10 protein-coding genes are annotated in these 15,011 nt (G+C 69.4%); all 10 read left to right on the top strand.

The features are described 5' to 3' along the window. Positions 1 to 15 precede the first annotated feature (15 nt). The 10 genes from J5226_RS08885 (at position 16) to J5226_RS08840 (ending at position 14,989) form a co-directional block, all read left to right on the top strand. On the top strand, positions 16 to 3,498 hold the full coding sequence (locus tag J5226_RS08885) for a lamin tail domain-containing protein (protein ID WP_215839560.1): 3,483 nt from the start codon (positions 16 to 18) through the stop codon (positions 3,496 to 3,498). Between the two features lie 152 nt (positions 3,499 to 3,650). Further along, positions 3,651 to 6,815: a lamin tail domain-containing protein gene (locus tag J5226_RS08880; RefSeq protein WP_215839559.1), complete on the top strand. Its 3,165-nt coding sequence runs from the start codon at positions 3,651 to 3,653 to the stop codon at positions 6,813 to 6,815. Between the two features lie 700 nt (positions 6,816 to 7,515). Continuing rightward, positions 7,516 to 8,586: a pyruvate dehydrogenase (acetyl-transferring) E1 component subunit alpha gene (pdhA, locus tag J5226_RS08875; RefSeq protein WP_215839558.1), complete on the top strand. Its 1,071-nt coding sequence runs from the start codon at positions 7,516 to 7,518 to the stop codon at positions 8,584 to 8,586. Further along, on the top strand, positions 8,583 to 9,614 hold the full coding sequence (locus J5226_RS08870) for an alpha-ketoacid dehydrogenase subunit beta (RefSeq protein ID WP_215839557.1): 1,032 nt from the start codon (positions 8,583 to 8,585) through the stop codon (positions 9,612 to 9,614). Before pdhA ends, J5226_RS08870 begins: the two co-directional genes overlap by 4 nt. A gap of 3 nt (positions 9,615 to 9,617) precedes the next feature. Beyond that, positions 9,618 to 9,959, top strand: coding sequence for an SH3 domain-containing protein (locus J5226_RS08865; RefSeq protein WP_215839556.1), 342 nt, complete (start codon positions 9,618 to 9,620; stop codon positions 9,957 to 9,959). A 72-nt stretch (positions 9,960 to 10,031) separates the two neighbouring features. After that, entirely contained in the window at positions 10,032 to 11,393 is a 1,362-nt protein-coding gene (locus J5226_RS08860) for a dihydrolipoamide acetyltransferase family protein (protein ID WP_215839555.1), read from the top strand. Between the two features lie 345 nt (positions 11,394 to 11,738). Next, positions 11,739 to 12,536 carry a M23 family metallopeptidase gene (locus J5226_RS08855; protein WP_215839554.1) on the top strand — a complete coding sequence of 266 codons (798 nt, stop codon included), beginning with the start codon at positions 11,739 to 11,741 and terminating at the stop codon, positions 12,534 to 12,536. 158 nt (positions 12,537 to 12,694) lie between these two features. After that, positions 12,695 to 13,525 (top strand): M23 family metallopeptidase, encoded by an 831-nt coding sequence (locus tag J5226_RS08850; protein ID WP_215839553.1) that lies wholly within the window; start codon positions 12,695 to 12,697, stop codon positions 13,523 to 13,525. 77 nt (positions 13,526 to 13,602) lie between these two features. Then, complete coding sequence (locus J5226_RS08845; RefSeq protein ID WP_215839552.1) at positions 13,603 to 14,532, top strand: HEAT repeat domain-containing protein; 930 nt, start codon at positions 13,603 to 13,605, stop codon at positions 14,530 to 14,532. 73 nt (positions 14,533 to 14,605) lie between these two features. After that, entirely contained in the window at positions 14,606 to 14,989 is a 384-nt protein-coding gene (locus J5226_RS08840) for a VOC family protein (RefSeq protein WP_215839551.1), read from the top strand. The last annotated feature ends 22 nt before the right edge of the window (positions 14,990 to 15,011 follow it).

Genomic DNA, 15,011 nt, shown 5'->3' with positions numbered 1-15,011 from the left:
AAAATGGGGAGCAACATGGACAAGTTACGGGGCCGCCTGTTGGCGGTATCGGTGCTGGCTTTCGCCGCCGCCGGGTCGGCGCAGGCGCAGGTGGTGATCAGTCAGGCGTACGGGGGCGGCGGCAATACCGGCAGCAAGTACACGAACGACTACATCGAACTGCACAACAACGGCAGTACGGCAGTCAATCTGACCGGCTGGAGCGTGCAGTACGCCTCCGCGGCCGGCACTAGCTGGAGCACCACCCCGCTCACCGGCAGCATCGCGCCCGGCGGGTACTACCTGATCAAGGAAGCCGGCGGCACCGGCGGCCAACAAATTCCCTTGCCGACCGCGGATGCGAGCGGCACGCTGGCCATGAGCGCCACGAGCTTCAAGTTGGCGCTGGTCAGCAGCACCGCCGCGCTTAGCGGCAGCTGCCCGACCGGCACGATCGACTTGCTCGGCGTGGGCACGGCCAACTGCTCCGAAGGCAACACGCCCGCGCCGGTCATCAGCGCCACCACCATGGCGGTGCGCAAGGGCGAAGGCTGCACCGATACCGACAACAACGGCGCCGATTTCACCGCGACCGACTCGGCCAGCGTGACTGCGCGAAACAGCGCAACCTCGGCTGTCGTCTGCGGCGGCCCCACCCTGCCCACCCTCGCCATCACCGGCGTCGAACAACTCGAAGGCAACAGCGGCACCACCGCGTTCGTCTTCACCGTGACCCTGAGCGAACCGGCCGGCGCCGGCGGCGTGAGCTGGACGGCGTCGACCGTCGACGGCACCGCCATCGCGGCCAGCGGCGACTTCGCCGCGCTGACCAATCTCGCCGGCTCGATCCCGCAGGGCCAGAGCAGCGCGACCATCACCGTCAACGTCAACGGCGACACCGAAGCCGAGCCGTTCGAGAACTTCAAGCTGCGCCTGAGCAACCTGGTCGGCGCGCGCACCTCGGCGCCGGAAGCCAGCGCGACCATCGTCGACGACGACACCCCGGTCACCCCGGTCCACGACATCCAGGGCAACGGCGCGACCTCGCCGCTGGTCGGCCTGACCGTCACCACCGAAGGCGTGGTCACCGGCCGCAAGAGCAACGGCTTCTTCCTGCAAACCACCGACGCGGAAGCCGATGCCGATCCGATGACCTCCGAAGGCGTGTTCGTGTTCACCAGCGCCGCGCCCACCGATTCGGCCGCCGTCGGCAAGCGCGTGCGCGTGTCCGCCAAGATCGCCGAGTTCGTTCCGGCCGGCACCGGCCAGTTGCCGTACACCGAATTGACCTTCGCCTCCTACGCCGCGATCGGTACCGCGCCGCTGCCGGTTCCGGTGGTGCTGCCGACGGTGCTGCCGACCTCGCCGCTCGACGCGCTGGAGCCGTTCGAAGGCATGCGCGTGGCGATCCAGAGCTTCAAGGTGACCGCGCCGACCAAGGGCAGCACCGACGAGCCCACCGCCACCGGCGTCAGCAACGGCATCTTCCACGGCGTGATCGGCGATGTGCCGCGTCCGTTCCGCGAACCCGGCATCCAGCCCGGCGACAATCCGCCGGCCGGCAGCATCCCGCCGATTCCGCGCTGGGACGGCAACCCGGAACTGATGACCGTCGACAGCGACGGCCTCGGCGCGCCCAAGCTCGACGTCGCCGCCGGCGCGATCATCACCGGCATGACCGGCCCGCTGGATTACGGCTTCCGCCGCTACACGCTGCTGATCGATCCGACCGCGTCGGTCTCGGTCACCCCCGGCCCGCAGCCGCGCCCGGCCGTCGAGAACGTCGACCCGAACGCCGTCTCGGTCGCCGCTTACAACATGGAGCGCTTCTTCGATACGGTGAAGAACTCCGGCGACGACACCGTCATCAGCGCGGCCGCCTACGCCAAGCGCAAGAAGAAGGCGCTGATCGGCATCCGCGACTACCTCAAGCTGCCCGACATCCTCGGCACGGTCGAAATGGAGAACCTGACCACGCTGCAGGACATCGCCACCACCATCAACGACGACGCCGTCGCCAACGGCCGGCCGAATCCGAACTACGTCGCCTACCTGCAAGAAGGCAACGACATCGGCGGCATCGACGTGGGCTATCTGGTCAAGACCGCGGAAGTCGCGCCGGGCAAGCCGCGCGTGGAAGTGACCGCGGTGGCGCAGATCGGCAAGGACGAGATGTGGACGCAGCCGGACAACAAGCCCGCGCTGCTCAACGACCGTCCGCCGCTGGCGTTGGACGCGATCGTCCATTACGCCGACGGCCGCGATTTCCCGATCAGCGTGGTGCTGGTGCACCAGCGCTCGCTCGGCGGCGCCGAGGAAGCCTCCGACAACGGCAACCGCGTGCGCCTCAAGCGCCAGCGTCAGGCCGAATTCCTGGCGACCTACCTCAACCAGCGCCAGACCAGCAATCCGGCCACGCGCCTGATCACGCTCGGCGACTTCAACGCGTTCGAGTTCAACGACGGTCTGGTCGACGTGATGAACACCGTGGCCGGCACGCCGAGCCCGGACGACACCACCGCGGTGACCGGCGACGGCGCCGACCTGGTCGAGCCGAACCTGATCAACCTGGCCAGCATCGCCGACCCGAGCGACCGTTATTCGTTCGTGTTCGACGGGCAGGCGCAGAGCCTGGACCACGTGCTGGTGAACGAGGAACTGGTGGTCAACACCGCCTCGATCCACCTCGCCCATGCGCGCATCAACGCCGACTATCCGGAGACCAACCGCAATCTGGACGACTCGCCGTCGCGCTTGTCCGACCACGATCCGGTGGTGACGTATCTGGTGCCGCGCGAAACCGCCGACCTCGGCGTGACCGCGGCCGCGACCGCCGCTTCGGTGGAAGTGGGCCAGAACCTGGGCTACACCGCGACCGCGACCAACCACGGCCCGGGCCGCGCGGACGCGGTCGGCGTGGGCTTCGCCCTCGACGCCGAACTGCCGTCGCTGAGCGTGACCAAACCGGCCGACTGGACCTGCGACGCGCCGCAAATCGCCACCGGCAAGACCTCGGTGGCCTGCCACGCCGCCGCCTTGGCCAACGGCGCCAGCGCCAGCTTCGCGCTGAGCGCCAACGCCACCGCCGATCTGGCCGGCAAGAGCGTCAAGCTCGCCGTCGCCGGCAGCACGGCGTCGCTGGATAAGGTCGTGGGCAACGATACGGCCGAGGCGAGCGTGGCGGTGACCGCCCAGGACACCACGCCCGAACTGACCAACGCCAAGCTCGTCGAAGTCAGCGGCGCCGCCGGCGAAGCCAAGACCTTCCGCCTGACGCTCCCGGCGGGCGCGCGCGGCCTGCGCATCACCACCCAGGGCGGCACCGGCGACGTCGCGCTTTACGCCAAGCGCGGCGCGAAGCCGACCGCTACCGATTACGACCTGTTCTCGAACCGCAGCGGCAGCAACAACGAGCTGGTGTTTTCGATGACGCCGCAGTCGGGCACCTGGTACGTGACCGTGCAAGGCGGCGCCGCCGCTTTCGCCCGCGTCCTGCTGGTCGCCAACTTCATCCCCTGATCTTCGCGTTCTCGGTGAATGCACGGACCCCGGCCTAGGCCGGGGTCTTTTTTTGTCCGCGCGTTGGCTCCATCGCCGAAATTGCGACCCGCCTCATGCAAAATCGGCCCGCCGCCGCACGAGGCCGCGGTTCACTCGTCTCAAGGAGCACCATGAACAAGTCAGGGAGCCGCCTGTTGGCGGCAGCGCTGGCCTTCGCCGCGGCCGGCACGGCCCAGGCGGGGGTCGTCATCAGCCAGATCTACGGTGCGGGCGGCAATGCCGGTTCCAACTACACGCACGATTTCATCGAGTTGCACAACAACGGCGATACCGCGGTCAGCCTCGACGGTTGGTCGGTGCAATACAACCTCGGTCCGAGCCCGGCGACTTGGCAGCGCACTGCGCTGTCGGGCTCGATCGCCCCGGGCGGCTACTACCTGATCCAACAGGCCAGCGGTGGCGCCTTCGGCCTGTCGCCGCTGCCGACGCCCGACGCGACCGGCACGATCGCGATGCAGGCCAGCGGCGGCAAGGTGCTGCTGGTCGATCACAATCGCGCGCTCAGCGGCGCCTGCCCGGCGCTGCGCATCGACGCGGTCGGCATCAGCACCTCGGCGACCTGCTCGGAAACCCGCCCCTTGGCGGGCACGACCGCGACCACCACCGCGGCGCTGCGCAAGGACGCCGGCTGCAACGACACCAACGACAACAACGCCGACTTCGCGATCCTGGCGCCGGCGCCGCGCAACTCGGCCGCGCCGGTCTATGTCTGCGGCGGCGCGCCGGCGCAGTTGTACGCGCAAGACACCGAGGTCGAAGAAGGCCAATCCGGCCAGAACCTCGCCACCGTGCGCATCTTCCTCGACCGCCCCGCCGGCGCCGCGGGCGTCGGTTTCGATTACGCCACCCGCAACGGCAGCGCCACCGCCGGCATCGATTACGCCGCATCCTCCGGCCACCTCAGCATTCCCGCCGGACAAAGCGAAATCACCGTGTCCGTTCCGGTGTTCGGCGACGAGGAGCCGGAATCGGACGAAACCTTCTTCGTCGATGTGAGCGGCCTGAGCGGCGCCGTCGGCGCCGACCTCAGCGCGCAGGTGACGATCCGCAACAGCGCGCGACCGATCACCCCGATCTCCCAAGTGCAAGGCGCCGGCGCTTACTCGCCGCTCAACGGCATGCCGGTGGATGTCGTCGGCATCGTCACCGCATTGACCGGCGAAGGATTCTTCATCCAATCCGATCCCAGCCGCGACGACGGTGACCCAGCGACCTCCGAGGGTCTGTTCGTGCGCACCAGCGCGCTGCCGGCGGCTGCGCGGATCGGCAATCTGGTGCGCGTGTCGAGCACGGTCGTCGAAGGCCGCTCGGCCTTCCTCACCCCGGGACGCACCCAGCTCAACGACGGCTGGGCGACGATCCTGATCGCCACCGGCCGCCCGTTGCCGGCGCCGGCGATCGACGACGCGGCGGTGCTCAGCGGCCAATTGGAACGCTACGAAGGCATGCGCCTGCGCATCGGCGAATTGAACGCGCTGGTCCAGGCCGACGGCCGCCTCGACGAGGACCGCGCCACCGCCACCGGATCGGGTCTGGTCTACGCGCAGAGCCCGACGCTGCCCGCGCCGGCGCTGCGCAACGCCGGCCTGCGTCGTTACGTCATGCCGCCGCCGAACACAGTGCCGCTCGCCGATCCGCACGCGAGCGTGATCGCGCTGGATCCGCAGGCGCTGGATCCGAGCCTGCCGTTGTACGTCCACAGCGGCGCGCGACTGTCCGAGCTCAGCGGCGTGGTCGATTATCGCGACGGCCGCTACGTGCTGGTGCTGGATTCGCCGCTGACGCCCGGTTACGCGCCGTTGCAGATGCAAGGCACGCGCTCGCCGCAGGCGTCCGCGCAAACCGACTCCGTCGACGGCGACGCCGTGTCGATCGCGACTTACCCCGAATTGCGTTTGTTCGACACGCAGAACGATCCCTACGCCGCCGAGCCGCTGCCGGATCAGACCGTTTACGACCGCCGCATCGCCAAGGTCGCGCTGGGCGTGCGCGAATTCCTACGCCTGCCCGACGTGATCGGCTTCACCGACGTGGAAAATCTCGCCACGCTGCAAACCCTGGCGGCGCGCGTCAACGCCGACGCGGTCGCCGCCGGCCAGAGCGATCCGCTCTACGTCGCGCACCTGCTGGAAGGCAACGACCCGCTCGGGCTCGACGTGGGCTATCTGGTCAAGACCGCGCCGGTCGCACCCGGCAAGCCGCGCATCGAAGTGCTGCAGGTTGCGCAGATCGGCAAGGACACGCAATGGGTCGACGGGCGCCAGCAGACCTCGTTGCTCAACGATCGTCCGCCGCTGGCGCTGGACGCCGTCGCGCACTACGCCGACGGCCGCGACTTCCCGTTCAGCGCGGTGCTGGTGAGCCAACAGTCCGAACTCGGCATCGAGGACGGATCCGTCTACAACGATGTGACGCGGCTCAAGCGCCAGCGTCAGGCCGAGTTCCTCGCGGGTTATCTCCACCAGCGGCAGACGCTCGATCCGACCGCGCGCCTGATCGCGTTCGGCGACTTCAACGCGCCGCAGTTCAACGACGGCTACGCCGATGTGATCGGCACCGTCGCCGGCGCGCCGAGCGCGGACGAGGCCACGTTGGTACCGGGCGACGGTCTGGACGCGGTCGATCCGAACCTGATCGTTCTCACCGATCTGGGCGCCGCCGCGCAGCGCTATTCGTCCTACCGCGACGGCATCGCCCATCAGCTCGAGCACCTGCTGGTCAACGAAGCCATGGTCGGCGCGACCGCGGCGATCGAGTTCGACCATGCGCGCATCAACGCCGGCTTCCCCGAGTCGTACCGGACCCAGGCCGATTCGGCGGTGCGCGCGTCCAACCGCGATCCGTCGGTCGCCTACCTGCTGCCGCCGCCGCGCGCGGACCTGCGTTTGAGTGCGACCGCGCAAGCCGCCACCGTCCGCGTCGGCGAGACCTACGCGTTCGCGATCGTCGCCGACAACCTCGGCCCCGGCCGCGCGTTGTCGACGGGGCTGGGCTTCGCCGTGGACGTCGAAGCGCCGTCGCTGAGCGTAGCCACCGACGCCATCGGCTGGACCTGCGACGCGCCGCAAGTTGCGACCGGCCGCACCTCGGTCGCTTGCAGCGCGGCGGCGATGACGGCGGACGCCAGCGCGCGCTTCACCGTATCGGCGCTGGCCGGCGACGAACTGGCCGGGCGCGACCTGACTTTGTCGGTCGCCGCCGACACCGCCTCGCAAGACCCGGACGCGGCCAACGATCGCGCCGAAGCCCAGGTGTCCGTGACGCCGCAACCGTGACGTCCTCGGCGCGGTAACAGCGAAGCGCGTTCGGCAATCGCAAACCCCGGCTTCGGCCGGGGTTCTTTTTTGATCGTCCGGCACCTTCACTTGCAACTGCATCGCCTGGACACGGCCACGCGGCAACGACGCGACCGAACGCGCGAACGCGTGCGTCGCCGAATGCGCCGGTCGCGCGCCGCACGCCACGACATCGATATCCATACGTCGCCGTGCTGACAGCGAACTCACAAACGCAGACAAGTTCGCGATTGAATTCGGCATGTCGTCATGAGCGATCCGCATCGATTCGGCACATCGCCGCGACTGGTCATTTTTTCGCCACACCCGCGCCCACCCGTCCGATTTGCCTGGAAATGCGCAGCTGAACGCGTGGCGACAGCGGCGGCGGCCGGCTCCGCGGCGGCCGCGAATCGTTCACGGGCGCACACTTTCCCACCAACGCCTAGCCGTTTTCGCCCCGCAATGCATGCCGCACCGCGCAACGGCGCTTAACCCCGCTTTCGGTATCATCCGCGCCAGACGCAGCGCCCCCGCGAACGCACGAACGCGGGGGCGCCGCGGCTTTAGCCCGGCCCGGAACCTCCGTCGCCTTCGACGGTCTCCGGACCCAGCCGTCTGAAGCTGACCAGCGCGCCCGGCACTGGATCCGGGACCGGAACGATTCGGACCTCATCCCCACCCGTGAGGACCTCTCCCGATGACCGTCGCCGCGACGTTCGAAATCGAGTATCTCCAATACCTCGGCGCAGACGGCAAGCCCGTCGCCGAGATCCCGGCCGCGTTCAAGGACGCCAACACGCTGCTGCCGCTGTTCAAGCAGATGCTGTTCGTGCGCACCTTCGACAGCAAGGCCATCGCCCTGCAACGCACCGGCAAGCTCGGCACCTACGCCGCGTGCCTGGGCCACGAAGCCACCCATGTCGGCATCGGCGCGTCGATGAAGCCCGACGACGTGTTCGCGCCGAGCTATCGCGAATACGGCGCGCAGTTCATGCGCGGCGTGCAGCCGCGCGAAGTGCTGATGTACTGGGGCGGCGACGAACGCGGCAACGACTTCGCCGGTCCGCGCAAGGACTTCGCCTGGTCGGTGCCGATCTCCACCCAATGCCTGCACGCCGCCGGCGCCGCGCTCGCGTTCAAGCTGCGCAAGGAAACCAACCTCGCCGTGGCCTGCTGCGGCGACGGCGGTTCGTCCAAGACCGACTTCTACGCCGCGCTCAATTCCGCCGGCGCCTACCAACTGCCGCTGATCCTGTGCGTGATCAACAACGGCTGGGCGATCTCGGTGCCGCGCAAGGCGCAGACCGGCGCCAAGACGCTGGCGCAGAAGGGCTTGGCCGGCGGCCTGCATTGCTTGCAGGTGGACGGCAACGATCTGATCGCCGTGCTCGAAGGCATGCGCCGCGCCGCCGAGCTCGCGCGCAACGGCGACGGCGGCAGCGTGATCGAATTCATGACCTACCGCCTGCACGACCACACCACCGCCGACGACGCGCGCCGCTACCGCGACGAAGCCGAGGTCAAGGACGCGTGGACGCGCGACCCGATGCCGCGCCTGCGCACCTATCTCACCGATCAGGGCGTGTGGAACGAGGAACTGGAAAAGGCCTGGCTGGAGGAATGCGGCAAGAAGGTCGACGTCGAGATCAACGCGTACCTGGAAACGCCGGTGCAGCCGGTCGAAGCGATGTTCGATTTCCTTTATGCCGACATGCCGGCCGACCTCGCCGCGCAACGCGAGCAGGCGCTGCAGGAGAACCGTCGATGAACGCCGCCACCCAAAGCAAGATCGACACCGCGCAGCCGGCCGCCACGCCCGCCGCGATCACCTTGATCGAGGCGATCACCCAAGCGCTGGCCTATGAGATGCGCAACGACCCGAGCGTGCTCGTGCTCGGCGAGGACGTCGGCGTCAACGGCGGCGTGTTCCGCGCCACCGCCGGCTTGCAGCAGATCTTCGGGTCCGAGCGCGTGCTCGATACGCCGCTGGACGAAACCACCATCGCCGGCCTCAGCGTCGGCCTCGCCGCGCAAGGCATGAAACCGGTGGCCGAAGCGCAGTTCGACGGCTTCGTTTATCCGATGCTCGATCATCTGATCTGCCACGCCGCGCGCTTCCGCCACCGCACCCGCGGCCGTCTGACTTGCCCGCTGGTGCTGCGCGTACCGTGGGGCGGCGGCATCCGCGCGCCGGAACACCACAGCGAAGCCAACGAATCCTTGTTCACCAACGTGCCGGGCCTGCGCGTGGTGCTGCCGTCGTCGCCGGCGCGCGCCTACGGTTTGTTGCTCGCCGCGATCCGCGATCCCGATCCGGTGATCTTCTACGAGCCCAAGCGCATCTATCGCCAGTACAAGGAAATCGTCGCCGACGACGGCGAGGCCTTGCCGCTGGACGTGTGCTACGTGCTGCGCGACGGCAGCGACATCACCCTGGTGAGCTGGGGCGCGCAGGTCAAGGAAACCTTGGAAGCCGCCGACAAGCTCGCCGGCGAGGGGATCAGCGCCGAAGTCATCGACGTGGCCACGCTCAAGCCGCTGGACTTCGCCACCATCGCGGAGTCCGTGGCCAAGACCGGTCGCTGCGTGATCGTGCACGAGGCGCCGAAGACCGCCGGTTTCGGCGCCGAAATCGCCGCGCGTCTGGCCGAGGAGTCGATGTACGACCTGCTCGCGCCGGTCGAGCGCGTCACCGGCTACGACACCCACATCCCGCTGTTCCGCCTGGAAATGAAGTACCTGCCCAGCGTCGACAAGATCGTCGCCGCGGCCAAGCGCGCGCTCGGCCACGGCTGATCGATGCGTCTGGCCCGGGTCATCGCCGAGCACCGCGCGCCGGATCGCCCCGCGATCCGGATCGCGCGCGGCGACGCGTTGAGCCTGGGCGAACGCGACGCGGACTGGCCGCAGTTCGTGTGGGCGGTCCAGGCCGACGGGCTCGGCGGCTGGGCGCCGGCGTCGCTGTTCGACGCGCAACGCGGCCCGGCCACGGCGCTGGCGGATTACGACACGCTCGAACTCGACGCGGACGCGGGGCAAGTCCTGCAACTGCGCGACGAGCTGGCGCAGTGGTGGTGGGCGCGCGATGCGCGCGGCCGCGAAGGCTGGGTTCCGGCGCGCGCGCTGGAACTGCTGGACTGAACCGCCGCGCCGCGCCGACGACGACAACTTTCCAGAATCCAACATTCAAAAATTTTTAGGGACGAACCGGCAATGAGCGATACCAAGACCTTCCTGCTTCCCGACCTCGGCGAAGGCCTGCCCGACGCGACCATCGTCGAATGGGCGGTCAAGGTCGGCGACACGATCCGCCTCGACGACACGCTGGTGTCGATGGAGACCGCCAAGGCCGTGGTCGAGGTGCCCTCGCCCGTGTCGGGCAAGGTGCTCAAGCTCGCCGGCGCGGCCGGCGATGTGGTCGTCACCGGCACCATGCTGGCCGAGTTCGAGATCGATCCGAACCTGCCGCAGCGCGCCGACGGCCAGGACACCGGCCACCATCACGGCGGCGGCCACGCCGCGCCGGCCGCCGCGCCCGCGCCCGCCTCCGCAACGCCGGCCAAGGCCGAAAGCAACGAACGCGCCGACAGCGGCACCGTAGTCGGCGCGATGCAGTCCTCCGACGCCGTGCGCAGCGAGCAAGCGGTCGCGGTCGGCGGGGTCAAGGCGATGCCGGCGGTGCGCGCGCTGGCGCGCAAGCTCGGCGTCGATCTGAGCCGCGTGCGCGCCACCGGCGCCGACGGCACGGTCAGCAACGACGACGTCAAGCGCGCCGCCGCCGACGGTTCGGCCAAGGTCGGCGCCGCGCCGGCCGCCGCGGTCGCGCCGCGCGCCGCCGCCGTGGCCGAAGCGCCCGCGCCGGTCGCCGCGCCCGCGCGCAGCACGCTGTCGCAGTCGGGCCGGCCGATGCGCACCCAGCCGCCGGGCGCGGCCGTCACCGGCCAGCCGGAGCAGCTCAAGGGCGTGCGCCGCAACATGGCGCGGGTGATGGCCGACGCGCACAGCAAGGTCGTGCCGACCACGCTCGCCGACGACGCCGACATCCACGCCTGGCTGCCGGGCAACGACATCACCGGCCGCCTGGTGCGCGCGATCGTGGTCGCGTGCAAGACCGTGCCGGCGCTCAACGCCTGGTTCGACGGCGACAAGCTCACCCGCACCCTGCATCCGCAAGTCGACATCGGCATCGCCGTGGACACCGACGACGGCCTGTTCGTGCCGGCGCTGCGCAACGCCGACGTGCTCGACCCGCGCGGCGTGCGCGAGGCGATCAACCGCCTGCGCGCGCAGGTGGAAGACCGCAGCATTCCGGCCTCGGAGCTGACCGGCTACACCATCTCGCTGTCGAACTTCGGCATGTTCGCCGGCCGCTACGCGACGCCGGTGGTGGTGCCGCCGACGGTGGCGATCGTCGCCGCCGGCAAGGGCCGCCATCAGATGACGCCGGTGATGGGCGGGTTCGAGTCGCACAAGGTCATTCCGCTGTCGCTGACCTTCGACCACCGCGCCTGCACGGGCGGCGAGGCGGCGCGGTTCTTGAAGGCGATGATCGACGATCTGGCGCGGGCCAACTGATCGCAGCCCCGAACGCCCGAACGCTCTGCGTTCGGGCCAAGGGACGAGGCATAGACCCCGCCCGGCTCCATGATTCCCCAGCCCGCTCGAGCCCCTCTCCCGCTTGCGGGGGAGGGGTTGGGGTGAGGGCCGCCGCCCCAACCGCGACCGCCATCACGGCGGTTTTTTCTTGCCCATCTAGGAATAATAAATTCCGTCAGGAAAGCGACAGGGAATATCGCTAGCGTGCCGTATGCGACTCCGGCGCCCGCCAGTCCGGCCCCTGAACCGGCCCGGCGCGGCGCCGGAGCGCTCCGCCCGGCCCACCGGCGCGGACGCCCAGCTTCCACCTAGCGAGGATCCACCATGAACCACCGCTCACGCCGCGCGCTCGCGCTGGCGTCGCTCGCCGGCTGCGCCCTGGCCGCCGGCACCGCCCAGGCCGCGCCCGACTTCCAGATGCCGTTCGCGTGCAACGCCGTCTGGGTCGCCAACACCTGGGACGGCCACAGCCCGGCCAATTCGGTCGACATGAACCGCCCCGCCGGCGGCGGCGCCACCGCCGGCTCGGTCGTGGTCGCTTCGGCCGCGGGCACCGTGCAGACCTCGATGTACTCCACCACCACCGGCTACGGCCATTACGTGGTGATCGACCACGGCGGCGGCTGGAAGACCCTGCACGCGCATCTGCAGTCGCGTTCGGTCTCGGCCGGCGACCGCGTGTCGCAAGGTCAACGCATCGGCTTGGTCGGCAACTCCAGCGCCAAGTACGACCTCGCCCCGCACCTGCACTACGAACAGATCTACAACGGCGCGGTGCAGAAGGCGAAGTGGAACGGCGTGGCGCTGCGCTACTTCGAGAAGCGCAACTACACCAGCCGCAACAGCTGCGGCGGCGGCGGCTCCGGCGCGCCGGGCACGGTCGGCACCAGCGGCACCGCGCTCAACGTGCGCTCCGGCCCGGGCACCGGCTACAGCGTGGTCGGCTCGCTCGCCAACGGCAGCGCGGTGAGCATCCGCTGCCAGAAGAACGGCGAAACCATCAGCGGCACCTACGGCACCAGCAGCCTGTGGAACAACATCGGCCCGGCCGGCAGCGACAAGTACATCCCCGACGCCTACACCCAGACCGGCTCCGACGGCCGCGTCGCGCCGGATTGCTGATCGCCGCTTAGCCGGCCGCATCGACACAGACGCGCACCAGCGCGCCGATGCCGCCGCCGCAACGCAAACGCGACACCGCACCACGCCGCACCCGCCTCGGCACCCACGTAACCGGGGCCTCTCCGCAGCACCCCATCCACGCTCAAGAGGTTTCCGTCATGCCGATCACCGCTTCGATGCCGCGCCGCCGCGCGCGCCTGACTCCGCTGCTGGCGCTGCTGAGCCTCGGCCTGTGCGCGAGCGCCGCGCAAGCTGCGCGCCCGAATTTCCAGATGCCTTTCGCCTGCAACCAGACCTGGTACGGCGACACCTATTCCGGCCACCAACTGCGTTACGCCGTCGATCTCAACCACAAGCCGCGCCCGCTCAGCGACGCCGACCTGGGCTCGCCCATCGTCGCCTCCGCCGCCGGCAAGGCCACCACCTACAACCCGCATCCGGGCACCGGCTACGGCAAGCTGATCGTGATCGACCACGGCGGCGGCTGGACCACGTGGTACGCGCACCTGGACAGCATTTCCATCGCCAACGGCGCCAACGTCCAGCAGGGCCAGAAGATCGGCACGCTCGGCAAGACCACGCGCCCGGGCAACAGCATCTCCGCGCACCTGCACTACGAACAGCGGCTCAACGGCGACGATCAGAAGATCGTTTGGAACGGCTCGACCATCGTCTACGACCAGTACGAAGTCGCCTACAAGAGCCGCAACAGCTGCGGCACCGCGCCCGGCGGCGCCGCCGGCACCGTGCGCACCGCCGGCAGCGCGCTCAACGTGCGTTCCGGCCCGGGCACTAGCTACAGCGTGGTCGATTCGCTCGCCAACGGCAGCGCGGTAACCATCCGCTGCCAGAAGACCGGCGAGACCATCACCGGCACCTACGGCACCAGCAACCTCTGGAACAACATCGGCGCCGCCGGGACCAATAAGTACATCCCCGACGCGTACACCTTCACCGGTTCCGACGGCCGCGTCGCGCCGGATTGCTGATCGCGAAGCATCGCCTCTCGCGGCGGCGCGGATGCCGCCGCCGCGATTCTTTCCAAGCTCACGCAGGAGCGCACCGCATGAAGAACCCGCTGCAATTCACCAGCGCCCTGCTCGCCGCCGCCGTGTTCGGCGGTATCGTCGGCAGTTCGCTCACCCGCGCCTCGGTCGCGCCCGAAGGCGCGTCCGCGCGCTCGCGCGCCGCGCCGGCGCAAGCCGCGCCGGCTGCGTCGCTGCAACGCGGCGCCGACCTGTCCGCCTACACCTACCCCGCGCGCGGCGGCGACGGCTTCGACCGCAACATCCAGCGCGCGCGCCGCGACCCGGCGTATTTGCGCGAACTGCTCGGCAACTACCGCTACGAAACCGAACTCGACCGCCGCGGCGCCCTGCTCGCGGTGCTGCAAGGCGTGGCCAACCAAGACGTGCTGCGCGCCGGCCGCGAACTGGCCGACAGCGGCGATCCGCGCCAGCGCCAGCTCGGCCTCGACCTGCTCAAGGCCTTCCCGCTCGATGTCGCCGAAGTGCGCGAACTGCTGCAACGCCAGCTGCAGGACGAACGCGACCCGGCGATGCTCAAGCAACTGGTCGACATGCTCGCCCCCACCGTGATCGCCAGCGAAGACGCCGCGCCCGTGCTCAACCGCCTCGACGCGCTGCGCCGCCACCCCGACCCTTCGGTGCGCGCCAGCAGCGTGCTGCAATCGGTGCAGTGGAACAAATCCGGCGACAACGAGGACATCCTGCACCGCGCCATCCTCGACAGCGACGCTTCGGTGCGGCAAGCGGCCATCGCCGGCATCAACGCCAGCGGCGCGCGTTCGGACCGGCTCAAGGACGCTCTGCTCGCGCTCGCCGGCGACCCGCGCAGCGACGGCGAAACCCGCAACGCCGCGGTGTTCGCGCTGCAGAATTTCGCTATGAACCGTGCCGAATACGCGCTGTACCGGCAAGCCGCCGAGCGCGCGGTCGACGGCGACGGTCACGAACGCGAGTATCCGGCGCGCTGAACGCGGGCGCAGGCACTACCGCCGCGAGCGCGAACGCGGCAGTCTGGCCGTCCCCTCGTCTCGGAGACAGCACATGGCGCACCGCAGCCGCTTGGCCGGTTTCATCATCGATTGCGAAACCGGCGACATCGACGCCGCCGCTCGCTTCTGGGGCGGCGCGCTGGGCTTGCCGCCGGGCGAAGCCGAGGACGACGAGGGCGCGCTCTACGTCAGCTTGGACAAACACCCCTCGCAGCTCTACATCGCGGTGCAGAAAGTCGATCATCCCTCGCGCGTGCACCTGGACATCGAGTCCGACGACATCGACGCCGAAGCCGCGCGCCTGGAGAAGCTCGGCGCGAAGAAGGTCAAGTTCGTCAAGCGCTGGTGGGTGATGGAAGCCCCGACCGGGCATCGGTTCTGCGTGGTGAAGATGCATCATCCGGAGGTGGGGGCGGCTCCCACGGTTTGGGAATAATGGAGCAGGAGGTAGCGGATAG

Origin of the sequence: Lysobacter sp. K5869 (assembly GCF_018847975.1) — a bacterium.
GTDB lineage: Bacteria > Pseudomonadota > Gammaproteobacteria > Xanthomonadales > Xanthomonadaceae > Lysobacter.
Note: the sequence above shows the minus strand (reverse complement) of the source record. Positions and strands in the feature narration are given on the sequence as shown.